Source organism: uncultured Dokdonia sp., from assembly GCF_947496725.1.
Taxonomy (GTDB): Bacteria; Bacteroidota; Bacteroidia; order Flavobacteriales; family Flavobacteriaceae; genus Dokdonia.
On record NZ_CANMDS010000004.1, the window covers coordinates 160,680 to 184,519 of the forward strand.

The 23,840-nt window shown below is 38.9% G+C and carries 22 protein-coding genes; 18 read left to right on the plus strand and 4 right to left on the minus strand.

What is annotated here, in order from left to right; genetic code table 11:
• Positions 1-39: 39 nt before the first annotated feature.
• The gene (gene dnaG / locus Q0948_RS10115; protein WP_298351859.1) at positions 40-2,022 is read left to right on the plus strand and encodes a DNA primase; all 1,983 of its coding nucleotides are present in this window, start codon (positions 40-42) and stop codon (positions 2,020-2,022) included.
• Here dnaG and Q0948_RS10120 read toward each other — a convergent pair.
• Both Q0948_RS10120 and nadE read right to left on the minus strand, forming a co-directional pair.
• Entirely contained in the window at positions 2,019-2,657 is a 639-nt protein-coding gene (locus Q0948_RS10120) for a response regulator transcription factor (protein WP_298351862.1), read from the minus strand. The genes dnaG and Q0948_RS10120 overlap by 4 nt on opposite strands.
• 125 nt (positions 2,658-2,782) lie before the next feature.
• The gene (nadE, locus tag Q0948_RS10125; protein ID WP_298351865.1) at positions 2,783-3,571 is read right to left on the minus strand and encodes an NAD(+) synthase; all 789 of its coding nucleotides are present in this window, start codon (positions 3,569-3,571) and stop codon (positions 2,783-2,785) included.
• Between the two features lie 83 nt (positions 3,572-3,654).
• Between nadE and gldB the strand changes: the two genes are divergently transcribed.
• From gldB to Q0948_RS10140, 3 genes are read left to right on the plus strand one after another with little or no spacing between them, the layout of a single operon-like run.
• A complete protein-coding gene (gene gldB, locus Q0948_RS10130) occupies positions 3,655-4,632 on the plus strand; it encodes a gliding motility lipoprotein GldB (protein WP_298351869.1) in 978 nt (325 codons plus the stop codon).
• Between the two features lie 3 nt (positions 4,633-4,635).
• A complete protein-coding gene (gene gldC / locus Q0948_RS10135; protein WP_035327624.1) occupies positions 4,636-4,974 on the plus strand; it encodes a gliding motility protein GldC in 339 nt (112 codons plus the stop codon).
• Between the two features lie 5 nt (positions 4,975-4,979).
• Complete coding sequence (locus tag Q0948_RS10140) at positions 4,980-5,351, plus strand: GTPase (protein ID WP_298351876.1); 372 nt, start codon at positions 4,980-4,982, stop codon at positions 5,349-5,351.
• On the opposite strand, the gene yihA is transcribed toward Q0948_RS10140, so the two are convergent.
• Both yihA and Q0948_RS10150 read right to left on the minus strand, forming a co-directional pair.
• Entirely contained in the window at positions 5,341-5,946 is a 606-nt protein-coding gene (gene yihA, locus Q0948_RS10145; RefSeq protein ID WP_298351878.1) for a ribosome biogenesis GTP-binding protein YihA/YsxC, read from the minus strand. The two genes, Q0948_RS10140 and yihA, sit on opposite strands and share 11 nt — an antisense overlap.
• A 132-nt stretch (positions 5,947-6,078) precedes the next feature.
• Positions 6,079-6,843 carry an alpha/beta hydrolase gene (locus Q0948_RS10150; protein WP_298351881.1) on the minus strand — a complete coding sequence of 255 codons (765 nt, stop codon included), beginning with the start codon at positions 6,841-6,843 and terminating at the stop codon, positions 6,079-6,081.
• Positions 6,844-7,158: 315 nt separating this feature from the next.
• On the opposite strand from Q0948_RS10150, the gene mraZ reads away from it, so the two are divergent.
• The 14 genes from mraZ (at position 7,159) to Q0948_RS10220 (ending at position 23,551) form a co-directional block, all read left to right on the plus strand.
• Positions 7,159-7,629, plus strand: coding sequence for a division/cell wall cluster transcriptional repressor MraZ (gene mraZ / locus Q0948_RS10155; protein WP_298351884.1), 471 nt, complete (start codon positions 7,159-7,161; stop codon positions 7,627-7,629).
• Complete coding sequence (gene rsmH, locus Q0948_RS10160; RefSeq protein WP_298351886.1) at positions 7,616-8,512, plus strand: 16S rRNA (cytosine(1402)-N(4))-methyltransferase RsmH; 897 nt, start codon at positions 7,616-7,618, stop codon at positions 8,510-8,512. The genes mraZ and rsmH overlap by 14 nt, the downstream gene beginning before the upstream one ends.
• A gap of 7 nt (positions 8,513-8,519) precedes the next feature.
• Complete coding sequence (locus Q0948_RS10165; protein WP_035327633.1) at positions 8,520-8,840, plus strand: FtsL-like putative cell division protein; 321 nt, start codon at positions 8,520-8,522, stop codon at positions 8,838-8,840.
• Between the two features lie 2 nt (positions 8,841-8,842).
• Positions 8,843-10,834, plus strand: a complete 1,992-nt coding sequence (locus Q0948_RS10170) for a penicillin-binding protein (RefSeq protein WP_298351893.1) — start codon at positions 8,843-8,845, stop codon at positions 10,832-10,834.
• Positions 10,831-12,294: a UDP-N-acetylmuramoyl-L-alanyl-D-glutamate--2,6-diaminopimelate ligase gene (locus tag Q0948_RS10175; protein ID WP_298351896.1), complete on the plus strand. Its 1,464-nt coding sequence runs from the start codon at positions 10,831-10,833 to the stop codon at positions 12,292-12,294. Before Q0948_RS10170 ends, Q0948_RS10175 begins: the two co-directional genes overlap by 4 nt.
• Positions 12,294-13,532 carry a phospho-N-acetylmuramoyl-pentapeptide-transferase gene (gene mraY, locus Q0948_RS10180; RefSeq protein WP_298351899.1) on the plus strand — a complete coding sequence of 413 codons (1,239 nt, stop codon included), beginning with the start codon at positions 12,294-12,296 and terminating at the stop codon, positions 13,530-13,532. Before Q0948_RS10175 ends, mraY begins: the two co-directional genes overlap by 1 nt.
• A gap of 60 nt (positions 13,533-13,592) precedes the next feature.
• Positions 13,593-14,930 carry a UDP-N-acetylmuramoyl-L-alanine--D-glutamate ligase gene (gene murD, locus Q0948_RS10185; protein ID WP_298351902.1) on the plus strand — a complete coding sequence of 446 codons (1,338 nt, stop codon included), beginning with the start codon at positions 13,593-13,595 and terminating at the stop codon, positions 14,928-14,930.
• Positions 14,931-15,051: 121 nt separating this feature from the next.
• Positions 15,052-16,260, plus strand: coding sequence for an FtsW/RodA/SpoVE family cell cycle protein (locus Q0948_RS10190; RefSeq protein WP_035327639.1), 1,209 nt, complete (start codon positions 15,052-15,054; stop codon positions 16,258-16,260).
• Positions 16,247-17,344 (plus strand): undecaprenyldiphospho-muramoylpentapeptide beta-N-acetylglucosaminyltransferase, encoded by a 1,098-nt coding sequence (gene murG / locus Q0948_RS10195; RefSeq protein WP_298351908.1) that lies wholly within the window; start codon positions 16,247-16,249, stop codon positions 17,342-17,344. The genes Q0948_RS10190 and murG overlap by 14 nt, the downstream gene beginning before the upstream one ends.
• 31 nt (positions 17,345-17,375) lie before the next feature.
• The gene (gene murC / locus Q0948_RS10200; protein WP_298351911.1) at positions 17,376-18,728 is read left to right on the plus strand and encodes a UDP-N-acetylmuramate--L-alanine ligase; all 1,353 of its coding nucleotides are present in this window, start codon (positions 17,376-17,378) and stop codon (positions 18,726-18,728) included.
• Positions 18,718-19,434, plus strand: a complete 717-nt coding sequence (locus Q0948_RS10205; RefSeq protein WP_298351914.1) for a cell division protein FtsQ/DivIB — start codon at positions 18,718-18,720, stop codon at positions 19,432-19,434. The genes murC and Q0948_RS10205 overlap by 11 nt, the downstream gene beginning before the upstream one ends.
• Before the next feature lie 61 nt (positions 19,435-19,495).
• Positions 19,496-20,845 carry a cell division protein FtsA gene (ftsA, locus tag Q0948_RS10210; RefSeq protein ID WP_298351919.1) on the plus strand — a complete coding sequence of 450 codons (1,350 nt, stop codon included), beginning with the start codon at positions 19,496-19,498 and terminating at the stop codon, positions 20,843-20,845.
• A gap of 98 nt (positions 20,846-20,943) precedes the next feature.
• Positions 20,944-22,965 carry a cell division protein FtsZ gene (gene ftsZ, locus Q0948_RS10215; RefSeq protein WP_298351922.1) on the plus strand — a complete coding sequence of 674 codons (2,022 nt, stop codon included), beginning with the start codon at positions 20,944-20,946 and terminating at the stop codon, positions 22,963-22,965.
• 136 nt (positions 22,966-23,101) lie between these two features.
• Positions 23,102-23,551, plus strand: a complete 450-nt coding sequence (locus Q0948_RS10220) for a GatB/YqeY domain-containing protein (RefSeq protein ID WP_298351925.1) — start codon at positions 23,102-23,104, stop codon at positions 23,549-23,551.
• The last annotated feature ends 289 nt before the right edge of the window (positions 23,552-23,840 follow it).

A 23,840-nucleotide genomic window follows, 5' to 3' on the forward strand; every position in this document is an offset into this window, starting at 1 on the left:
TACCAAAAGTTATTGTAACATAATCACGCCAATCTAGATTTGATATCAAAAGAAACCATAGACAAAGTTTTTGAAACCGCCCGTGTAGAGGAGGTGATAGGTGATTTTGTAAATCTTAAAAAATCTGGATCTAATTTTAAAGGCCTCTCTCCATTTTCTGATGAGCGTACGCCTAGTTTTATGGTGAGTCCTGTAAAGCAAATTTGGAAAGATTTTTCTACTGGTAAAGGAGGCTCGGCGGTTTCATTTTTGATGGAACACGAGCATTTTAGCTATCCAGAAGCGATAAAATACCTAGCCAAAAAGTATAACATTGAGGTAGAAGAAACAGAGCGCACAGACGAGCAAAAGGAAGCTGCAAATGAGCGTGAGAGTATGTATCTCGTGAGTGAGTATGCTCGTGATTACTTCCATAAAACGATGCTTAACTCTGAGCAGGGTAAGGCTATAGGTCTTTCATATTTTAAAGAACGCGGATTTACTGCAGCGACTATTGAAAAATTTCAGCTAGGGTATAATCCAGATCAATGGGATGCTTTTACGAGTGAGGCAATACGTCAAGGTTACAAACTAGATTACTTAGAAAAAACCGGACTCTCTATAGTTAAGGAGGAGAAGCAATTTGACCGTTTTAAAGGGCGTGTGATGTTTCCTATACACTCTATGAGTGGTCGTGTACTAGGTTTTGGAGGTAGAATATTAGATAGTAGTAAGAAAGCAGCAAAGTATCTCAACTCGCCAGAGAGTGACATTTACCATAAGAGTAAAGTGCTGTATGGTATTTACTATGCAAAGCAAGCTATTGCAAAGGAGGATAACTGTTACCTAGTAGAAGGGTATACAGATGTGATACAGATGTTTCAGTCTGGTATTGAGAATGTAGTTTCATCTTCTGGAACGGCACTTACTCCAGAGCAAATACGATTAATAAATAGACTTACTAAAAATATAACGGTTCTTTTTGATGGTGATGCTGCTGGACAGCGCGCTGCACTACGAGGGATTGATTTAATTCTCGAGCAGGGAATGAACGTGAGGGTTTGCTCTTTTCCTGAGGGGGAAGATCCAGACTCATTTTCGCGAAAGCATAGTAAAGAAGAAATCGTTGCTTTTTTTGATGAAAATGCAAAAGACTTTATACAGTACAAAGCAAACCTGCTTGTAGAAGAAGCGGCTGGTGATCCTGTAAAAAAAGCAGATACTGTGCGTGATATGGTAGAGAGTATTTCTAAAATACCTGACGCCATAAAGCAAGAAATTTATGTGCAAGAGTGTGCGCGCATAATGGAGGTCTCTGAGACTGTGTTGTATAATACACTTGCTCAAATACTCAAGAAAGATAAAAAGGAGGCTGTAAAACAAAATAGAGGTAATCAATCTCAATCACCACCACCAGAATATATGTCTGTGGTGCCAGACGAGATGCCTAATGCTGTCGAGAAAGTTAATGTGTTATATGAGCTTGAGCGCAAGCTTATAGAGTCACTACTCCTATACGGGCAGGTGGAAGAAGATTTTGAAGATCTGGTTCTTAAAGAAAATGAAGATGGCTCACTAGGCCTAGAGCCTGTGACTCATAAAATTAGAGTGTTTGAAAAAATCTATTTAGACCTTCAAGATGATGAGGTGGAGTTTACAAACGACCTTTTTAAGGTTTTGTATGTGAGAATAGTGGAGCAAATGAATCTAAATGATAATTTTCAAATTCAAAACTTCATCAATGAGCTCGCTCCAGAAGAAGCAAGCGAGATTTCTAACATCATTCTTAATGATGAGAAGTATGAGCTACACCGCTGGGATACAAGAGAGGTGTATGTGCGTAAAAAAGATACATCAATAGCTCAGTTTGTATCAGAAACTGTGCTTAGTTTACGTAAATACCTTATCACCCAGAAGATAAAAGAGCTTATGGATAAGACACAAGGAAGCTCTAATAATCAGGAGATTATTAAAGACATTCTTGATTACCAATCGCTCAATACCTTGCTAGGTAATAAACTGGGCCGAGTGCTGTCGGTCTAGATATGACTACTCTGCAATAAACGTGCGTGCTTTATGAGCTCTGCCACATTTTGTGCTTCTAGTTTTTTGAGTAATCGCATCTTATAAGTACTTACAGTTTTCTCGTTAATATCTAAGTCTGCAGCAATTTCTTTGTTGCGCTTACCATTAGATAAGAGGTTGAGAACTTCTATCTCTCTACTTGAGAGTTTTTTATACTTATATGCTAACCCTTGCGTAGCGTTACCGTCATTTACAAGTCGCTCACTGAGAGCCTCATTAAGGTATATGCCACCTTTTTGAACTTGGTTTACGGCGTTTAGTACGCGTTGTATATCTGCTGTTTTTGCAACATATCCAGAGGCTCCATATTTGATAGCGCTTAAAGCGTACATCTCCTCGGGATGACAGCTTAAAACGAGTATCTTAATATGGGGAAACTCTCTTTTTATAGCTTTTAGGGCAGTAATACTGTTTAGATTAGGGATATCGATTTCGAGAATCAGAATATCCACCTCGGTTGTAGTCAAGGTGTTCAGGAGGTTATTTCCATCTTTTACATAGCCTATGATGTCATAATGACCTTCGGCTTGCAAAATAGAGGAAATACCCTTTCGTGTGATCGGGTGATGATCTGCTATTAGTACTTTGTTCATTAGTTATTGTTTAACAAATAATGAAACAAGAAATTGAGGGGTTTACTTGTTTGTTTGCTGCACTAATGTAAGCTATATTGATAAAGTTATTAACGTTTTTGTTAAAAAATTCGCTAAAACACCCTTTATTTAAGACTAACGGGTATTTCACACACCGGTATCGGGTTCATTTTATGAAGATTTGCCGTATTTAATTTTTTGTATAAGGTGTACACTCTATGTTGCTCATCTGTCCAGTTGTCAGATTTTTCGCCATTTTCATCTTGTTCCATTGCCCATTCTAGTTGGTCATAAGATGCGCCTATCTGGTCTTCATCTGTACGGTCATCTCCCCATAGTCCATCTGTAGGAGCGGCTTTTTGTATACTCTCTGGCACACCTACTTGTGCAGCACACGCATACACTTCAGATTTCATTAAATCTGCAATAGGGCTCAAGTCTACACCTCCATCACCATACTTAGTATAAAAACCTACGCCAAAGTCTTCTACTTTGTTACCTGTGCCAGCTACAAGGTATTTGTGTAACCCTGCAAAGTAATACAAAGTACTCATACGCAATCTAGCTCTCGTATTTGCTAGGCTTAGATTAAGCTGCTCGCTCATCTCTACCTCAGGCACAGCCTTTTTCATTTGCTCAAAGGTGTCAGTAAGGTTAACCTCCACGTCTGTGACGTTTGCAAATCGTTCCTTAAGTTGTTTAATGTGTTCTTTTGCACGTGTTACTTGACGCTCATCTTGATGTATAGGCATCTCTACACAAAGTACTCTTAGTCCGGTTTTTGCACATAATGTTGAGGTAAGTGCACTATCTATACCACCACTTATACCTACCACAAAGCCGTTCATTCTCGCATTAGTTGCATATTCTTTTAACCAGTTTACGATGTGATCTACTACTTTTTCGGTTTGCATTTGTGATTATTTTAGAGTGTATAAAATTGGTACTTTTACCTTTGTAAACGCTATACAATACAACTTTTTGTATTACCTGCGTTATGAATTATAAAGATACAAACTCTATGAATAAAATGCTTGTGCTTTTAGTAATGCTAGGTCTAGTGACCGGCTGCGCTGAAATTTCAAAAGAAGAGGCCGCTATAGATGCTATTGAGTTAGATATGGAGGTGCGACGCTTTGACCAGTTGTTTGCAAAGTCTACAATAAATGAGCTAGATAATTTAAAAGGGGAGTTTCCTTATTTGTTTTCAAAAAAGTATCCAGATGAGTACTGGGCGCAGCGCTTTAAAGATACCATCCAGATTGAAATTAATGAAGAGCTGGCAAAGGTATATCCAGATTTTAGTCAAGAAGAGGAGCAGTTAGAAAATCTATTTCGTTATATAGTTTATTACTTTCCAGAGACTACTGTGCCTAAGGTAGTAACGCTAGCTTCTGAGGTTGATTATAGAAATAAAGTTGTTCTGGCAGATAGTCTTTTACTTATAGGTCTAGACACTTACCTAGGGACAGACCACCATTTTTATATAGGTATTCCTAAATTTCAAAGTAAAAACTTCAGGAAAGAGCAAATAGCGGTAGATGTTGCCGCAGCATTTGCAAATCAAAAAGTAAGTAAGCCTCGCACCCAAGATTTTCTTTCAGAAATGATTTATGAGGGTAAGAAACTGTATTTAATGAAAACCTTATTAGGAGAAACCCCGCTCCAAGAGGTGTTTGGATATACAGAAAGTGAGCTCACTTTTGCACAAGAAAACCAGGTGAATATCTGGGAGTTCTTTATTAAAAACGAACTGCTATATGACACAGATAAAAAATTGCTTAGTCGTTTTATAGATCCCGCTCCTTTCTCAAAGTTTTATCTATCCTTTGATAATGAAACGCCTGGGCGTATAGGGAGATTTATAGGTTATGAGATTGTTGCATCATATATGTCTAAAAATGATATATCGCTTAAAGCGCTATTGAATCAAGATGCAACTACTATCTTTGCAAACGCAAAATATAAACCCTAAGTAATGGCAAAAAACATAAAATCTGATATAAAAATTTCTATTGAGCTTGATGAAAATCGTGTGCCAGAAAAAATGGCGTGGACAGCTCGTGATGGAGGAGTGGCAAATGAGGAGGCAAAAGCGATGCTACTCTCTCTGTGGGATCCTAACCAGAAAGAAACTGTACGTATAGATTTATGGACCAAGGATATGCCAGTAGATGAGATGCAGCAGTTTTTTCATCAAGTGCTTGTCGGGATGACAGACTCTTTTAAACGTGCTACAAATGATGAGAAAATGGCAGATACGATGAAAGACTTTACAGATTACTTTGCAGAGCACCTTAACTTAAAGGAGAAGTAAAAATGATGGGTTTGCTATTTGTGTATAATGCAAACTCTGGCACCTTAAATGGTCTTTTAGATACGGCTCATAAGCTGGTGAGTCCAGAAACTTACCAGTGTGAGCTTTGTGATCTTACCCACGGAGCTTTTACAGAAAAAAAAGAGTGGTTACGCTTTCGCGAAAGCGTAAAAACCCCAATGCAGTTTTTGCATAAAGATGAGTTCTTAAAGCGTTACAAGTCTAAGTGGTTACCGCAATATGATTTTCCTGTGGTGCTAGCTGCTACAGATAGCGGTCTGGAGGTAGCTATCTCAAAAGAGCGACTTACTGAGTTGAAAACGCCCGAAGCTTTAATAGAAGAAGTGCAAGAAGTGTTGCGTCTTTTTAATTTTTAAGATTACTGTTAATCTCCTCTATATAGTTTAAGATATCGTCCTGACCTCTACCGTTAGTTGAACTGCTTACAAAGTAGTTAGGAAACTCCCACCATACACCCTCAAGCATAATACGTTTATATTCTTCTATATTGCGCTCTAGTACTTGTGGTCGCAGCTTATCTGCCTTAGTAAATATGATTGAAAAAGGGATTTCCTTCTCACCCATATACTCCATAAACTCCATATCTATTTTTTGAGGCTCGTGGCGGCAATCTACCAGCACAAATGCAGAGATCATTTGCTCGCGTTGCTCAAAATAGTCTGTAATAAATTTTTGAAAATACTTTTTATCCTTTTTTGATACGCGAGCATAACCATAACCAGGTAAATCTACTAGGTGCCAGTTTTCGTTTATTAAAAAGTGATTAATAAGCTGGGTTTTACCAGGTCTTCCAGAAGTTTTGGCAAGACTCTTACGGTTAGTAAGCATATTTATAAGTGAAGACTTACCTACATTAGAGCGGCCTATAAAGGCATATTCTGGTATGCGCGTGTTAGGGCATTTTGATACCTCAGAATTACTTACTACAAATGTGGCAGACTTTATTTTCATAATGCAAAAGTAACAATGTAATCCCTCATTAAAGAATTACAATACAATAAAGTGCAAAGCGATTACCGTGTAGAGATAATTGCAAATAGCTGAGAGTATAAATTTAAACTGTTTAGGCTGTAGGGTAGGTTATTAAAAGCCTCTTTCTTTGAGCCACTTAAGTAGTATGTCGTTAAACTCGTTAGGCTTTTCCATCATTGCTGCGTGACCACACTCATCTATCCAAAAAAGATCTGAGTCTGGAAGGAGTTTATTAAAATCCTCTGCAACTTCTGGTGGTGTTACACCATCTTGCTTTCCCCAGATAATACACGTAGGAGTGTTCATTTCTGGTAAGTCTTGTGCCATATTGTGACGTATAGCACTTTTTGCAATCGCAAGTGTTTTAAGTAATTTGTTACGATCATTTACAGTGTCATAAACTTCATCTACAATCTCTTTTGTAGCACACTCTGGGTTATAAAAAACACCCTGAGCCTTCTGTTTAATGTACTCATAATCACCACGCTTAGGGTAGCTTTCTCCCATTGCGCTTTCATAAAGTCCAGAGCTTCCAGTAATTACCAGCGCTTTTACTGTATCTGGAGCCATCTTTGTATGATAAAGACCCACGTGACCACCCATAGAGTTACCTAAGAGAATTACTTCTTTATACCCTTTCATCTTTATAAAATCATTAAGGTATGAAGCAAAAGACTTTACGCCCGTTTTAAGAAGCGGCATTGTATATACAGGTAATTCTGGTATTACCACTTTATACCCATTTTCTGAAAAATGAGAAGTCACCGCATCAAAGTTGCTCAAGCCGCCCATTAATCCGTGTAAGATAATAATCGGTGTGCCTTCGCCTTTCTCTAAATAGGTAAAATCTCCTTCAGTAATTAAGTCGTGTGTCATAAATGTGGTTAGTCTTCAATCAAAGCAAATATAGCTATTTCGGTTTTGATTAGTAACCATTTTTTGAGTTTGCTTTATTGCTTTTATATGAGGTTATATCATATTCATTATGAGGGTTTTTGGTGCGCTTTCGCGAAAGCGGACTCTCATTATCTTAAGATTTTTTTATCTGTATGAATTCATTTTAAAGTAATCAACCATTGTTAACAAGTGTAGGGCGGTGGTACAACTTATCAACAAAGTGGTAGAAAGTGGTAAAAAGTGGTAATATTTGCGCTATATTTGAGTTAATAGATAAAAACTAACCCATTTCGAGTGCTTAATCTCATAGGAACATACGAATGTAAAATAGACGCCAAGGGCCGCCTTATGCTGCCTCAAGCGTTTAAAAAGCAGCTAGCACCTATCCTTCAGGATGGCTTTGTGCTTAAGCGTGCTGTGTTTCAAAAGTGTCTTGAGTTGTACCCTATTGCAGAGTGGAATGTGCTGAGTGCAAAGGTGAATAAGCTTAATCGTTTTAATAAAAAGAACGATGAGTTTATACGTCGTTTTAATGCAGGTGTAAAGCCTGTCGAGGTAGATGGTACTGGGAGAATTCTTGTGTCTAAGGATTTGGGAAGTTTTGCAAAGCTTGAGAAGTCTATCGTGGTAAATGCCGCGTTTAATATTCTTGAGATTTGGGATAAAGATTTATATGAAAAAGCCATTGACGAGGCGGCAGTAGACTTTGCAGATCTAGCCGAGGAGGTAATGGGAGATAGCGATATACCAGATGGATTATCATAACCCAGTTTTATTAAATGAGACCGTAGATGGTCTTGACATAAAGCCAGATGGTGTTTATGTAGATGTCACATTTGGCGGTGGAGGTCACTCTAGGGAGATTTTGAGCAGGCTAGGTGAGAATGGTAAGTTATATGGTTTTGATCAAGATCCAGATGCAGCGCAAAATGTGCCAGATGATAGCAGATTTGTGCTTATACCAGAAAACTTTAGGTTCATAAAGCGCTTCTTGCGTTTTCACGGTCATAAAAAGGTAGATGGTATTCTGGGAGATTTTGGTGTGAGTTCACATCAGTTTGATGTTGCAGAACGAGGTTTTTCTACGCGTTTTGAAAGTGATCTTGATATGCGTATGAATCAGAAGGATGATCTCTCTGCTTATAACGTGGTAAATGATTATGCAGAGGAGGACCTAAGGCAAGTGTTCTGGCAGTATGGTGAGTTGCGTAATGCGCCTAAGCTTGCTAGTGCAATTGTTGCGGCAAGAAGTAATGCGCCTATAAAAACAAGCGAGCAACTTAAAAAAGTACTTGCGGCCTTTTTACCAAAACATAGAGAGCATAAAATACTCGCACAGATTTATCAAGCAATACGCATAGAGGTAAATCAAGAGATAGAGGTTCTTAAGGAGTTTTTGCTTCAGACAGAGCAGCTGCTTGAGCCGGGTGGGAGAATAAGTCTTATAAGTTATCACTCTCTTGAAGATAGACTGGTAAAGCGTTACATACGCAATGGTCTTTTTGAAGGAGAGCCAGAAAAAGATATGTACGGGAATTTTGACGTTCCGTTTAAAAAAGTAGGGCGATTAATTGTGCCTAGCAAAGAAGAAATAAAGAGTAATAATAGAGCTCGTAGTGCAAAGCTTAGAATAGCTGCAAAAGTGTAGTGCGTTTATGGGTAAAGTAAATAACATACTCAAGGGTAAGTTTCTAGTAGACGAAGATGCTTTTAAAAACTGGAGAATGATCATTTTTCTCTCGGCACTGGCGCTCATTATGATTGCTAGTTCGCATAGGGCAGATGAGAAGGTTCACGAGATAGCAGATCTTAAAGATGAGGTTGCAGAGTTGCGTAGTGAGTCTGTGGATTCTAGAGTAAATCTTTGGAAATTAAAAACAAGTAGTAGTGTCGCAAAGGCGCTTGAGGCAAGAGGAGTTAAGCCTTCAAATATTCCTCCAAAAAAAATTAAAGTAAAAACAGCAGAAAGAGATTAAGAGTGGCTACATCAGAAAAAAACATATTAAACCGCCTTTATTTCGTCGCTGGATGTATGTTTCTTCTAGCGCTTATTATTGCATATAAACTTGTAGCGATACAGGTTTTTCAAGGTGCGGCATATCGAGAGCTTGCTGTTACTAGTACCGAGAAGATGGTTACCATACCAGCCACGCGTGGTAATCTTTATGCAGAGGATGGTAGTCTACTTGCTACGTCTCAAATTAAGTATGATATACGCTGGGATGCTATAGCACCGTCTAAGGATAACTTTAATGAAAATATAGTAGAACTTTCTAAGGGTCTTTCTGAAGTGCTCGGTAAGCCTCAATCATATTATGAGAATAGACTGCGCAAAGCACGTAGTACAAAAAATCGCTACTTATTTATAGCTCGTAAACTAGGTTATGCAGATTATGTAAAAATCAAGTCGTTGCCATTGTTTAATAAAGGCCAGTTTAGAGGAGGGATCATTGTAGAAGAGCATACAGAGCGTGAGCATCCATTAGAGAAAATGGCAGAGCGCACAGTAGGATACGAGCGTCAAGATGATAGTGGGTATTATACTCGCGTAGGTCTAGAAGGAGCATATGGTTATTATCTAAGAGGTAAAGAAGGACGCCGTCTTAAGCAAAAGATTGCAAAAGGCGAGTGGAAACCTTTAGGGATAGGTAATGTAGTGGAGCCTCGCGATGGGTATGATGTAATATCTACCATAGATGTAAATATTCAAGATGTTGCACACAACGCCTTGCTTACGAGTCTCGAAAAATACCAGGCAGATCACGGTTGTGTGGTTGTTATGGAAACTAAGACTGGCGAGATTAAAGCAATCTCAAATTTAGGTCGTACTAAAGAAGGAAAATATTACGAGCGTCTCAATTATGCGGTAGGAGAGGCACACGAGCCTGGGTCTACTTTTAAGTTGATGTCTATGGTGGCTGCACTAGAAGACAAGGTGATTGACTCAAGTACAGTGTTTGATACAGAAAATGGACGAGTAAAATTTTATGACCGTACGGCTATAGATTCTAAGCGTGGTGGTTATGGTAAAATCACTGCGGCAAAAGCGTTTGAGTTGAGTAGTAATACCGCTTTCGCGAAAATGATAAACGATAACTATGCCTCAGATCCAGAAAAGTTTGTAAAACGACTTTTTAATATGGGTCTCAACGATCAGTTAGGTCTAGAGATAAAAGGAGAAGGAAAACCTAATTTTCCGTACCCAGGAGATAAAAACTGGTATGGAACTACCTTGCCTTGGATGGCCTTTGGTTATGGTGTAGAGCTTACTCCATTACAAACACTCACATTTTATAACGCCATTGCAAATGATGGTGAGATGGTAAAACCTCGTTTTATAAAAGAGGTAAAGGAGTGGGATCAAACTATAGAGACTTTTGATAAAGAGGTGATAAACTCACGCATCGCATCTCAAGAAACAATTAATGTTGTTAAGGAGATGATGAAGAAAACAGTAGAGCGTGGTACAGCAAGAAATATTTATAGCAAGGAATTCTCTATGGCTGGAAAGACGGGTACTTGTCAAACAGAATACTGGATAGAAGCGGGCAGGTACATATCCTCTTTTGCAGGGTACTTTCCTGCAGATGAGCCTAAGTACTCGTGCATTGTGGTAGTTAATAAGCCTAAAAAATCTATAGGGTTTTATGGTAACGTCGTTGCAGCTCCAGTTTTTAAAGAAATTGCTCAAAAAATCTACTCAGACACTCCAGTGATAGATGAGATAGCATTACCGGCAGATAATGCTTCTAGCATTACAAATGATTTTCAGAAGTATTATGCAAACGTAAATAAGAGCCATAAGACTATCCCAAATGTAAAAGGTATGCCAGGTATGGATGCTGTGGCATTGCTAGAAAACTTAGGGTTGAAAGTAAACTTTCGCGGAAGCGGAAAAGTAAAGAGCCAGTCTATTAAGGCTGGTGATAAAATAGAAAAGAATAAAACCATTACGCTACAATTATCGTGATTTTACTTAAAGACATATTATATAGAGTAACCCTGGAGTCTGTAGTGGGTAATACTGCTATTGCTATCACAGATGTGCATTTTGACTCGCGTAAAGCGTCTCTTAATGATGTGTTTGTGGCGATACGTGGTACCCAGAGTGACGGCCACGACTATATAGAAAAAGCGGTGGCGCAAGGAGCACTAGCTATTATTTGTGAGGAGATGCCGCAGCAAATTGTAAATGGTATCACTTACGTGAAAGTAGCAGACACCTCTAGTGCGCTCGCTACAATAGCAAGTAATTACTACGGAAACCCATCTGCAAATCTGAAGCTTATCGGGATTACTGGTACTAATGGTAAGACTACTATCGCCAGCCTGTTATATCAACTTTTTAAGAAGGCTGGGTATAAGACTGGGTTGTTATCTACTGTGAAGATTATGGTAGATGCAACAGAGCATAAGGCAACGCATACTACACCAGATAGTCTTACTATTAATAAGTATCTCGCAGAGATGAGTGCTGCCGGGGTTGAGTATTGTTTTATGGAGGTGAGCTCTCACGGTATTCACCAAAAGCGCACAGAAGGTTTACATTTTGAGGGGGGGATTTTTACAAATTTATCTCACGACCATCTGGACTACCACGAGACATTTGCAGAGTACAGAGATGTTAAGAAAAAGTTTTTTGACGAGTTGCCTAAAACGGCTTTTGCGCTTGTAAATAACGATGATAAAAATGGACCTGTTATGGTTCAGAATACAAAAGCAAAAAAAGTAACCTACGCTTTAAAATCATATGCAGATTATAGAGCGCAAATTCTAGAAAATCAATTATCGGGATTATTGCTCAAGGTGCAAGATCAAGAAGTTTGGGTAAAGCTTATTGGTTCTTTTAACGCATATAACCTCTTAGCCATTTTTGCAACAGCAGAACTTTTGGGACTGGATCAAATGGAAGCATTACAGCTTTTAAGTGAGCTAGAGAGTGTATCTGGACGTTTTCAATATTTTATTTCTGAAGGTAATGTGACTGCAATAGTAGATTATGCGCATACACCAGATGCCCTTAAAAATGTGCTAGAAACCATAAATGACATTCGTACTAAAAATGAAGAGCTTATTACGGTTGTAGGAGCTGGAGGTGATCGTGATACTACAAAGCGACCAAAAATGGGAAACATCGCTAGTGCACTTAGTACAAAGGCCATTATCACAAGTGATAATCCTAGGTCAGAAAACCCAGAGGCTATTATTGAGCAAATAGAAGCAGGGGTAGAGCCTATACATTATAAAAGAATTCTGTCTATTACAGATAGAAAACAAGCTATCAAAACTGCTTGCCAACTGGCAAATGCCGGGGACATAATATTAATAGCAGGTAAAGGTCACGAGACCTATCAAGAGATAAATGGAGAGCGTTTTGATTTTGATGATTATAAAATAGTACAAGAAACTCTTAAACAACTTAACAAGTAATGCTGTATCATCTTTTTCAATGGTTAGACGAAGCTTATAACTTGCCAGGTGCAGGCTTGTTTCAGTTCAGTACGTTTAGAGCTGCGCTTGCTGTGTTGCTTTCATTAATACTATCTACGGTATATGGAGAGCGTGTGATTAAGTTTTTGCAACGCAAGCAAATGGGTGAGCAAATACGTGATCTAGGCCTAGAAGGACAAGCAGAAAAAGCAGGAACACCTACTATGGGAGGACTCATAATTATAGGTGCTACGCTTATACCTGTGCTGCTTCTAGGTGACTTGCAAAATATCTATATCATTCTTTTGATAGTAACCACTGTGTGGATGGGAATCATAGGTTTCTTAGATGACTATAAAAAGAAAATGCAAAAAAATAAAGACGGTCTAGCTGGTAAGTATAAAGTTATTGGCCAGGTAGGGCTGGGTATCATTGTAGGGGCAACAATGTTCTTTCATAGTGACATTACCATACGTGAAGAAATCAAGCAAACAGCAGGGACAGAGCAGGTAGAAATCACTACGCTTAGAGGTAATGATAAGTTTGACGTAGCTCATAAGAGTCTCAAGACTACTATTCCTTTTGTAAAGTATAACGAGATAGATTATAGCACGATACTCACTAGTATTAATGAAGACTGGAAAGACTATGCGTGGATCATATTTATCCCTATCGTGATTTTTATAATCACTGCAGTGTCTAATGGAGCAAACCTTACAGATGGTATAGATGGCCTAGCGGCGGGTACGAGTGCGATTGTTGTGCTTACGCTAGGGATTTTTGCTTTTATATCTGGTAACATCATCTTTAGTGATTATCTCAATGTGATGTATATCCCAGGTACGGGAGAGATGCTCATTTTTATAGCAGCCTTTGTGGGTTCTCTCATTGGCTTCTTATGGTATAACGCTTACCCAGCACAAGTGTTTATGGGAGATACTGGTAGTCTCACTATAGGTGGTATTATAGCTGTACTTGCTATTGCTACTAGAAAAGAATGGCTCATTCCTATTTTATGCGGGATTTTCTTAATGGAGAATCTCTCTGTGGTAATGCAAGTTGGATATTTTAAATACACAAAAAAGAAATTTGGAGAAGGTAAGCGCATCTTCTTGATGTCACCATTACACCATCATTATCAAAAGAAAGGCATACACGAGAGTAAGATAGTTTCTCGCTTTTGGATTGTGGGGATATTGCTCGCGGTACTTTCTATCATAACATTAAAAATTAGATAATCACGCTTTCGCGAAAGCGAAGTCAACACTAAACCTGTCAAAGTTAGAGGGTATAAAAAAATGAAGAAACGATTAGTCATATTAGGAGCTGGAGAGTCTGGCGTAGGCACTGCCATTTTAGGCAAGGCCAAAGGCTATGACGTGTTCTTATCTGATTTTGGAAAGATAAAGAATCACTACAAAGAGATACTCATTGCTGAGGATTTTGCTTGGGAAGAAGAAGGGCATACAGAAGCACTTATTCTCAATGCAGATGTAGTGATGAAGAGTCCTGGAATACCAGATAAAGCACCTATTGTGCAAAAGCTGATAGAAAAAAGAATCTCTGTAATATCTGAGATAGAATTTGCATCTCAATATACAGATGCCACAATTGTGGGGATTACCGGAAGCAATGGGAAAACCACAACCACGATGCTTACTGGATTTATTTTAGAACAAGCAGGTATTAATCTAGGTGTTGCGGGAAACATAGGAGACAGCTATGCAAAGATGGTGGCACAAAAGGAGATTGACACCTATGTGCTTGAAATAAGCAGTTTCCAGTTAGACGGAATCGCAGATTTTGCACCTCATATCGCGGTGGTGCTCAATGTGACACCAGATCACTTGGATAGATACGATTATAAGTTTGAAAATTACATCGCATCAAAATTTAGAATAGCGTTGAACCAAAAAGAAACAGATTATCTCATCTATGATGCAGATGATCCCGTGAGTGTAAACTGGCTTAATAAACACCCGGTGCGCTCAAAACTATTGCCCTTTTCACTCACACAAGAATTTGAAAATGGCGCTTTTATAAAAGACAATAACCTAGTAGTACAAATAGATAATAACACCTTTACAATGACCACAAACAATCTCGCTCTTAAAGGGCAACACAACAAGAAAAACGCAATGGCTGCCTCTACGGTAGCAAATTTATTAAACATCCGTAAGGCAACGATACGTGAGAGTTTAGAAGGTTTTCAAGGGGTGGAGCATAGGTTAGAGCAGGTGCTTAAGATTAACAACGTGCAGTATATAAATGACAGTAAGGCGACTAATGTAAACGCTACATTTTATGCGCTAGATAGTATGAACGACCCTACGGTATGGATAGTAGGTGGAGTAGATAAGGGTAATGATTATCGTGACTTATATCCTCTTATTAATGAGAAGGTAAAAGCAATTATCTGTCTAGGTGTAGATAATCAAAAAATTATGAGTCATTTTGAAAATATGGTGGATATTATTGTGGAAACACCATCTATGACAGAGGCTGTAAAGATAGCTTACAAGGTGGCAGAGCGTGGTGATAATGTATTGCTTTCTCCAGCGTGTGCAAGCTTTGATTTATTTGAAAACTATGAGGATAGGGGTCGCCAGTTTAAGGCTGCCGTACGTAACCTTTAATTCTGACTATACAACCGGCTGCAAGCTGCAATCCCCCGTGAGTAGCCGGTGTATCAGAGTTTATAAAAAAAAAGGAAAATTACGCTTTCGCGAAAGCACAACAAAAACAATTAGATAGTAAGTGAGTACTAGTTTTAAAGACATATTTGCAGGTTTACAAGGCGACAAAGCTATATGGGCAATTGTTGCTCTACTGGCATTGTTTTCATTTTTGCCAGTATATAGTGCTGCGAGTAACCTTGCTTATATAAAGGGCGACGGTAATACGGTGCGTTTTTTAATTAAGCACGGGATGCACTTAGTGCTCGGTTTTGCGATGCTATATGGCGTGCATAAAATACCACATCATTATTTTAAAGGGCTCTCATTTATAGCATTACCCTTTGTGATTATACTACTTATAGTAACGCTAGCCCAGGGTACCACGATGGGAGGTGCAAATGCAAGTAGATGGATTAAGATACCTATACTGGGTGTTGGTTTTCAGACATCAACCTTTGCAGGAGTTGTGCTTATGGTCTATGTAGCGCGTTATCTGGCAAAAATTAAGGATAAAGCTGTGACTTTTAAAGAAACGCTTGTTCCTCTATGGTTGCCTGTGGCGGTAGTTCTGGGACTCATATTGCCAGCCAATTTTTCGACTACGGCAATCATTGCTGCTATGGTGGTTGCACTGGTGTTTTTAGGTGGGTACCCGCTTAAGTATTTGGGTATTGTAATAGCAACAGGTATTGTGGCGCTGTTATTTTTTGTGCTTATGGCTAAAGCTTTTCCGGGGATGTTCCCAAACAGGGTAGACACCTGGATAAGTCGTGTAGAAAACTTTGCAAACGATGAGGTAGATGCAGATGCAGATTACCAAATTGAAAAAGCAAAAATCGCAATTGCCTCAGGTGGTTTATTGGGTCAAGGTCCTGGTAAAAGTGTACAGAAAAACTTCTTGCCACAGTCATCTTCAGATTTTATATACGCCATCATTGTAGAAGAGTTTGGTCTTGCTGGAGCAGGTTTTCTATTGTTCTTGTATATGTTATTGCTATTTAGAATAACAGTGATAGCTCATAAAGCCGAAACTATTTTTGCAAAGCTCGTGGTAGTGGGAGTAGGGTTGCCTATAGTTTTTCAAGCCCTTATTAATATGGCAGTTGCTGTAGAGTTGTTTCCTGTAACTGGGCAAACATTACCACTAGTGAGTAGTGGAGGTACATCTATATGGATGACCTGTCTCGCTGTAGGAATTGTGTTAAGTGTAAGTGCAAAGCGTAAACCTACACCGGTAAAAGAAGAGAGTGAGTTAAACCCATTAGATGTTTTAAGTGAAGCCTTATAAAGTCATAGTATCTGGAGGAGGAACAGGTGGTCACATCTATCCTGCTATAGCCATCGCAAACGAGATAAAGCGGCGTCATCCTGACGCACAATTTCTCTTTGTAGGTGCGAGCGACCGTATGGAGATGGACAAGGTGCCACAAGCAGGTTTTGATATAGAGGGATTATGGATAGCAGGTATACAGCGAAAGCTCACGGTAGATAATCTTATGTTTCCATTTAAGCTCATAAGTAGTTTGTGGAAATCTCGTAAGATTATAAAAAAGTTTCAGCCAGACGTGGTCATAGGTACGGGTGGTTTTGCTAGTGGCCCTTTACTTAAAATGGCAACTGTAGCTGGCATACCAGCATTAATACAAGAGCAAAACAGCTATGCCGGCATCACAAATAAACTATTAGGAAAACACGTAAGTAAAGTATGTGTAGCATATGATGAGATGCATCGATTTTTTCCTAAAGAAAAGATTGTAAAAACAGGAAATCCAGTGCGCTCAGATTTACTTGATATATCAGGTAAAAGCGAGCAAGCAATGGCAAAATATGAGCTAGATGCGAGTAAAAAAGTGGTGCTTGTGATAGGAGGAAGTCTTGGTGCAAAAGCTGTTAATGAGCTTATGTATGAGAAGCTACCTTTTTTTAAAGAACAAGGGGCACAGGTTTTATGGCAAACAGGTAAATTATATTATGACACCTATAAGCATCTAGATAGTGAAGATGTTAAAGTGATGGCATACATAGACCAGATGGATATGGCTTATGCTGCTGCAGATATTATTGTATCCCGCGCAGGAGCAAGCTCTGTATCTGAGTTATGTATCGTGGGGAAGGCAACCATTTTTATACCGTCGCCTAATGTAGCAGAAGATCACCAAACCAAAAATGCAAAAGCCATAGAGAAAGAAGGTGGTGCTATACTCATTGCTCAAAAAGACCTCGACAAGAAGTTTGAACTTATGTTTAAGGCATTAATAGATGATGAGCCATCTAGACTTGCTTTGGGTAATAAAATAAATGCACTCGCTTTACCTAATGCGACTAGTGATATAGTAGATGAGGTAGAAAAATTATTAAAAGATAAAAAGTAGCAACTTTACAGCATACTGTGAAGAGTAATATATGAAAGCACTTAAGGACATACAGAACTTTTACTTTATAGGCATAGGCGGTATAGGGATGAGTGCGCTTGCTTTTTATTTTCAAAGTGAAGGTAAAAATGTAGCAGGTTATGATAAGACGCCTTCAGATGTGACAAGAAAGTTGCAAGAGGCTGGCGTTGCTGTTCATTTTCAAGATAAGGGAGATGCGATAGATGAGACCTTTGCAGATAAGGAAAACACGCTCGTTATATATACACCTGCAGTGCCAAATACAATGGGAGAGTTAGTACGCTTTCGCGAAAGCGGGCATATCCTCAAAAAACGCGCAGAAGTGTTAGGTCTTATTGCAAACCAGTCGTTCTCGCTTGCCGTTGCTGGCACCCACGGAAAAACAACTACCTCAAGTATATTAGGTCACTTACTCGCTGCTACGGGAGCACCAGTAACGGCTTTTGTAGGAGGAATAACAAATAATTACAACGGTAACCTTATTCAGAACGGAAGTGATATTACTGTTGTAGAAGCAGATGAGTTTGATAGGTCATTCTTACAGCTCACTCCAGATATATTGTGCATCACCTCTATGGATGCAGATCATCTCGATATTTATGAAGACGAGGCAGATCTTGTGGCGACTTTTCAAGAGTTTGGATCTCTTGTAGCTCCAGAAAAGAGATTTGTGAAAAATGGTTTGCCACTTGCGGGTAATACCGTGGGTATAGAAGATGATGCAACATACTTAGCACAAAATGTGCGCATTGTGGATGGTGCTTATCATTTTGATTTTAAGTATCCAGAAGGTGTGCTTAAAGATTTGAAATTTACATTACCAGGGAGGCACAATCTATTTAATGCTACCACGGCACTTAGTATGGCGGTGGCTTATGGTACTCCAGTAGCAAAGTTGCCAGATGCGTTAGCTAGTTATGCGGGTGTAAATCGCAGGTTTACCTATCGCTATCAGTCTCAGGAGAAGGTGCTCATAGATGATTATGCACATCACCCTACAGAGATTGCGGCGGTGTATCAAAGTATAAAAGAGATGTATCCGGGCGAGGAGGTGCTGGCTATTTTTCAGCCACATTTGTTTAGTAGAACAAAGGATTTTATGGCAGATTTTGCTACAGAATTATCTCGTTTTGATGAGGTGGCACTGCTAGATATTTATCCAGCTAGAGAGTTGCCCATAGATGGTGTTACAAGTCAAGCATTATTAGATAAAATGACGCTTTCAAATAAAGAAATTGTCACAAAAAATCGCTTGCCTGAGATTGTGACAGCTTCAAATAAGAAAATTATAGTAATGATGGGTGCCGGAGATATAGGTGTAGAAATATTAAAAGTTACAAAAATATTGCAGAGTGAAGGTTAATTGGTTTTACATAAAGATGCTGGTTTTACTGGGGTTCACAGTGTTTCTGTTTGGGTTTTCTGTACAGAGAAACGATGCTCGTCTTGTAGAAGAAATTGCTATTTCTTTTGATGATGAGAGCGCTCCTTTTGTCACTCGTGAAGCCGTTAATAAATTGTTGATAGTAAGTGGAAAAAAGGTGACGGAAACGTCTAAAGAAAATTTAGCTTTGAGTATAATGGAAAAGCGTGTCAAGGCGCATCCAATTATCAAGAACGCAGATGTTTATGTATCGATGAGTGGTGAGATAGGTGTTGCAATTGAGCAACGCAAGCCTATTGCACGACTTAACGGTGCTACGTCTTTTTATATAGACCAGAGTGGTGAGGTAATGCCACTCTCAGAAAATCACGCTGCACACGTCCCTCTCGTAACTGGAGCGACAGATAAGAATATAGACGAAGTATTTGAACTGGTAGATTTTATCAATAAAGATACATTTCTCTCAAAGCACATCATAGGTATATCACGCACCCGCAGTGGTGAGTATATGCTCAAAGCAAGAAAACTAGCGTACACAATCTCGCTAGGTAAAGTAGAACAGCTTAATAAACGTTTCAGCAATTATAAAGCGTTTTATCAAAAGGCACAAAAAGATAAAAGCTTAGGCAATTATAAAACGATAGTGCTTAAGTATGACGGGCAAGTAGTTTGTGAGAAAAAGTAATAGAAGGTAAGATGAGTACGCTTTCGCGAAAGCGTAAACATAAACTTTCAAAATTAGAAGTATGGAAAATCAAAATATCGCAGTAGGACTGGACATAGGGACCACGAAGATCGTGGCAATGATAGGGCGGTACAATGAGTACAACAAGGTAGAGATTCTAGGTATAGGGAAGTCTAAAAGTCTTGGTGTGCATCGTGGTGTAGTTAATAATATTACCCAGACCATACAGTCTGTACAACAAGCAGTACAAGAGGCCGAAGATGTCTCAGGGATTAAAATAAAAGATGTTGTAGTAGGCATAGCTGGACAACACATACGCTCATTACAACACAGCGATTACATCACTAGAAATAACTCTGAAGAGGTTATAGACGCCCAAGATATAGAAGCATTATGTGATCAAGTACATAAACTAGTAATGCTACCTGGTGAAGAGATTATACACGTGTTACCACAAGAGTATAAGGTAGATGGGCAGAGTGAGATAAAGGAACCTATAGGGATGTATGGTGGTCGCGTTGAAGCAAATTTTCACGTGGTTGTAGGTCAAGTAGCATCTATAAGAAACATAGGTCGTTGTGTAAAAAGTGCTGGTCTTAAACTAGATCGCATCACACTAGAGCCACTAGCCTCTGCAAATGCAGTGCTAAGTCAAGAAGAAAAAGAAGCAGGTGTCGCTCTTATTGATATAGGTGGCGGTACAACAGATCTTGCCATTTTTAAAGATGGGATAATTAGACATACGGCTGTAATACCCTTTGGCGGTAACATCATCACAGATGATATTAAAGAAGGTTGCTCAATCATTGAGAAACAAGCAGAGCTGCTTAAAATAAAATTTGGATCTGCGTGGCCAGGTGAGAATAAAGATAATGAGATTGTTTCCATTCCTGGATTGCGTGGTCGTGAGCCTAAGGAGATAACACTAAAAAACTTGTCAAAAATCATTCACGCAAGAGTAGTGGAGATTGTAGAACAAGTATATCTAGAAATTAAGAATTACGGACACGAGGAGCAAAAGAAAAAACTTATAGCAGGTATAGTGCTCACAGGTGGTGGTAGCCAACTTAAACACTTAAAACAGCTAGTAGAATATATCACTGGTATGGATACTCGTATAGGATATCCTAATGAGCATCTCGCCGGAGATAGCGATGCAGAGACCACAAGCCCGCTTTATGCAACGGCAGTGGGACTTGTGATGAACAGTCTTGAGCACGGGCTATACAACTCTCACCTAGAGGCAGAAGAAGAGGTGATTGCAAAGGAAGAAGAGGTGTTTACAGATACCATAAATGAAGTACAAGAAACAGACATTGAAGCTAGGCAAACTAAGCCTCAAGCGCCTAAGCGCAGCATCTTTGATAGATGGGCAGATAAGTTTAAAGACTTTCTTGATAATGCAGAGTAGTGCAATAGCACTGCAGTAATTAAAGAATTAGAATAAGAATCAAATCGGCGTATGGGCGTCGATCTAGTAGAATACAACGGGGCAAAAAAATAAATCATATGAGTACGACACAATTTAATAACATCACATTTGATCTACCTAAAAACCAAAGCAATGTCATAAAAGTGATAGGTGTAGGTGGAGGAGGTAGCAATGCTATTAACCATATGTTCCAGCAGGGCATAAAAGGTGTAGATTTTGTAATCTGTAACACAGATGCACAGGCACTTGAGAATAGTACAGTGCCTATTAAGATACAACTAGGTGTAGGTCTTACAGAAGGTCTTGGTGCAGGAGCAAATCCAGAAGTGGGTGAGCAAGCTGCCATAGAGAGTGAGATGGATATTAAACAAATGTTAGGTACTAACACAAAGATGATCTTTATTACTGCCGGGATGGGTGGTGGTACAGGTACTGGTGCCGCTCCTGTAATTGCAAAGATGGCTCGTGAGCTTGATATCCTAGTCGTAGGGATTGTCACGATTCCTTTCCAGTTTGAAGGAAAAATGCGTAACGAACAAGCCCAAAAAGGAGTAGATAGACTACGTGCTCAGGTAGACTCACTCATTGTAATAAATAATAATAAGCTACGTGAGGTTTATGGAAACCTAGGCTTCAAAGCTGGTTTTAGTAAAGCAGATGAGGTTCTTGCCACAGCCTCAAGAGGTATAGCAGAGGTAATAACACACCACTACACACAAAACATTGACTTGCGTGATGCAAAGACAGTGTTGAGTAAATCTGGTACAGCTATAATGGGTAGCGCTACTGCTAGTGGTACAAGTCGTGCAAACGAGGCAATATCAAAAGCACTAGACTCGCCATTACTTAATGATAACAAGATTACAGGTGCAAAGAATGTGCTACTCCTTATTGTTTCTGGAGGTGATGAGATTACTATAGATGAGATAGGTGAGATAAATGATCACATACAAGCAGAGGCTGGTCACAGTGCAAACATCATTATGGGTGTAGGTGAAGATGACTCTCTAGGAGATGCGATTTCTGTAACAATAATAGCAACGGGTTTTAATGCAGAGCAGCAAAACGATATTGTAAACGTTGAGACAAAAAAAATCATACACACGCTAGAGGAGGAGCAAAAAGCACAACAAGACCTTATGCCAGAGGCTACAGTAGAGATACCACCTGCAGCACCGGTGGAGCCTCAAAAACCAGTAGCACCTACTAAGATTGTACACACTTTAGACCTAGATGAACTAGAAGATACTACAAACGCTTTCGCGAAAGCGCCTGTAAAAGAAGTTCCACAAGAAAAAGCTCCAGAAGCACCAAAGGCTCAGGCAAGCCCAGAAGCTCCAGCAAGCCAGCAATATAAAATGGACATTGTGCCTACAACAGATATTATAAAAAATATCAATGTAGTGTATGATGAAATTCTAGCCGAAAATGATGCAGATTTTGAAATCATAGACACAACTGTACGTCAAGAAAGTCCAGTAGTCGAAAATAAAGAGCCGGAAGGAAATGGAATGCTCTTTTTTGATATGCCGCTCAATGCAGAAACTGCAGTAGAAGAAGAGAAAGAATCTCCAATACTTTTTGATCTAGATGAAAGCACAGCATCAATAGAAGTAAACGAGCCTATAGAAATTATTCCTGTAACAGAGCATACTAATGAGGGAGAGACTCGCTATAGCCTTGAAGACTATATGGAACTTGAAGAAACACTCTCAAGTGCATCTATAGTAAAGGAAGAAGCAGATCAGGAAGAGGAAGAAACTATAGTTTTTGAAACCAAAACTGTAGTTCCAGAAGAAAAGGAAGAAGAAGTTCCAGAGGCAGAAGTAGACCCTATGAATAGCCCTATTTCAAAATTACTTATAGATAGAGCATCAGAGCGTAAACGTAAGATGAAGGAGTTTAACTATAAGTTTAGAAATAATCAGTCACGCATAGAGGAGATAGAAAAGCAGCCTGCTTACAAGCGTATGGGAATAGATCTAGAAGAGACTCCTAAAAAAGATGGTAATCTATCTAGAACATCACTCTCTACAGATGATAATGACGAAGTACAACTACGTAAGAACAACTCATTTCTACACGATAATGTAGATTAGAACAATTATTATTAGTGCTTTGTAGCCCAATAATCTTACCCAAGATTGTTGGGCTACTTTTTTATGCAGTGTTATCTATAAGAAACGTTCATACGGCTCAAACTCCGTATCTTTGATACTCTAAAATTATAAAACTATGAGTTTATCTAAAGATGTGATGACGGCTATGAAAGAGGCAATGAAGGCCAAAGATCAAAATGCCCTTACATCACTACGCGCTATAAAATCTGCTATATTACTTGCACAAACAGAGAGTGGTGTAAAAGAAGAAATAACAGAAGAGCAAGAGCTAAAATTACTCCAGAAGCTAGTAAAACAACGCAAAGACAGCGCTGCTATTTTTAATGAGCAAGGTCGTGCAGATCTAGCAGATCCGGAGATTGCTCAAGCAGAGGTGATTGCTCAGTTTTTACCAGAACAACTAGGAGAAGATGATATAGCAAAGGTTGTAGATGAGGTTATCGCTGCAACAGGTGCTCAAGGAATGAAAGATATGGGTAAAGTAATGGGGCAGGTCAATGGTAAGCTAGCTGGTAAAGCAGATGGTAAGACTATAAGTACGATCGTAAAATCAAGACTGAGCTAGTATATATTCATATATAGTACAACTTTGAGAGACACAGTAATGTGTCTCTTTTTTTATGAATAAAAGAAAGCAATAGCCGTAAAGTTATTTTTCTGCATATAATTAACTTAAAATGGCTTTCATTTCTTAATGATTAATAGTGGCGGTTAATTGGTTTTGCTATTTAAGAGCCTAGTTTTCAGTAGTTAGAGTTAGTGTCTTTCATAATTTTTAGTATGTTTGCGCTCTCCCCTTTTTTGTAGTAAAATTCTATCCTCAACTTATCTTTTTTTTGAATTAGATAATAAAA

Coding starts and splice junctions, on each gene's coding strand:
- Q0948_RS10120 (WP_298351862.1), bottom strand. CDS start 2,657: ATGAACAAAGTACTAATAGCAGATCATCACCCGATCACACGAAAGGGT.
- nadE (WP_298351865.1), bottom strand. CDS start 3,571: ATGCAAACCGAAAAAGTAGTAGATCACATCGTAAACTGGTTAAAAGAA.
- gldB (WP_298351869.1), top strand. CDS start 3,655: ATGAATTATAAAGATACAAACTCTATGAATAAAATGCTTGTGCTTTTA.
- gldC (WP_035327624.1), top strand. CDS start 4,636: ATGGCAAAAAACATAAAATCTGATATAAAAATTTCTATTGAGCTTGAT.
- Q0948_RS10140 (WP_298351876.1), top strand. CDS start 4,980: ATGGGTTTGCTATTTGTGTATAATGCAAACTCTGGCACCTTAAATGGT.
- yihA (WP_298351878.1), bottom strand. CDS start 5,946: ATGAAAATAAAGTCTGCCACATTTGTAGTAAGTAATTCTGAGGTATCA.
- Q0948_RS10150 (WP_298351881.1), bottom strand. CDS start 6,843: ATGACACACGACTTAATTACTGAAGGAGATTTTACCTATTTAGAGAAA.
- rsmH (WP_298351886.1), top strand. CDS start 7,616: ATGGATTATCATAACCCAGTTTTATTAAATGAGACCGTAGATGGTCTT.
- Q0948_RS10165 (WP_035327633.1), top strand. CDS start 8,520: ATGGGTAAAGTAAATAACATACTCAAGGGTAAGTTTCTAGTAGACGAA.
- mraY (WP_298351899.1), top strand. CDS start 12,294: ATGCTGTATCATCTTTTTCAATGGTTAGACGAAGCTTATAACTTGCCA.
- murD (WP_298351902.1), top strand. CDS start 13,593: ATGAAGAAACGATTAGTCATATTAGGAGCTGGAGAGTCTGGCGTAGGC.
- murC (WP_298351911.1), top strand. CDS start 17,376: ATGAAAGCACTTAAGGACATACAGAACTTTTACTTTATAGGCATAGGC.
- ftsA (WP_298351919.1), top strand. CDS start 19,496: ATGGAAAATCAAAATATCGCAGTAGGACTGGACATAGGGACCACGAAG.
- ftsZ (WP_298351922.1), top strand. CDS start 20,944: ATGAGTACGACACAATTTAATAACATCACATTTGATCTACCTAAAAAC.
- Q0948_RS10220 (WP_298351925.1), top strand. CDS start 23,102: ATGAGTTTATCTAAAGATGTGATGACGGCTATGAAAGAGGCAATGAAG.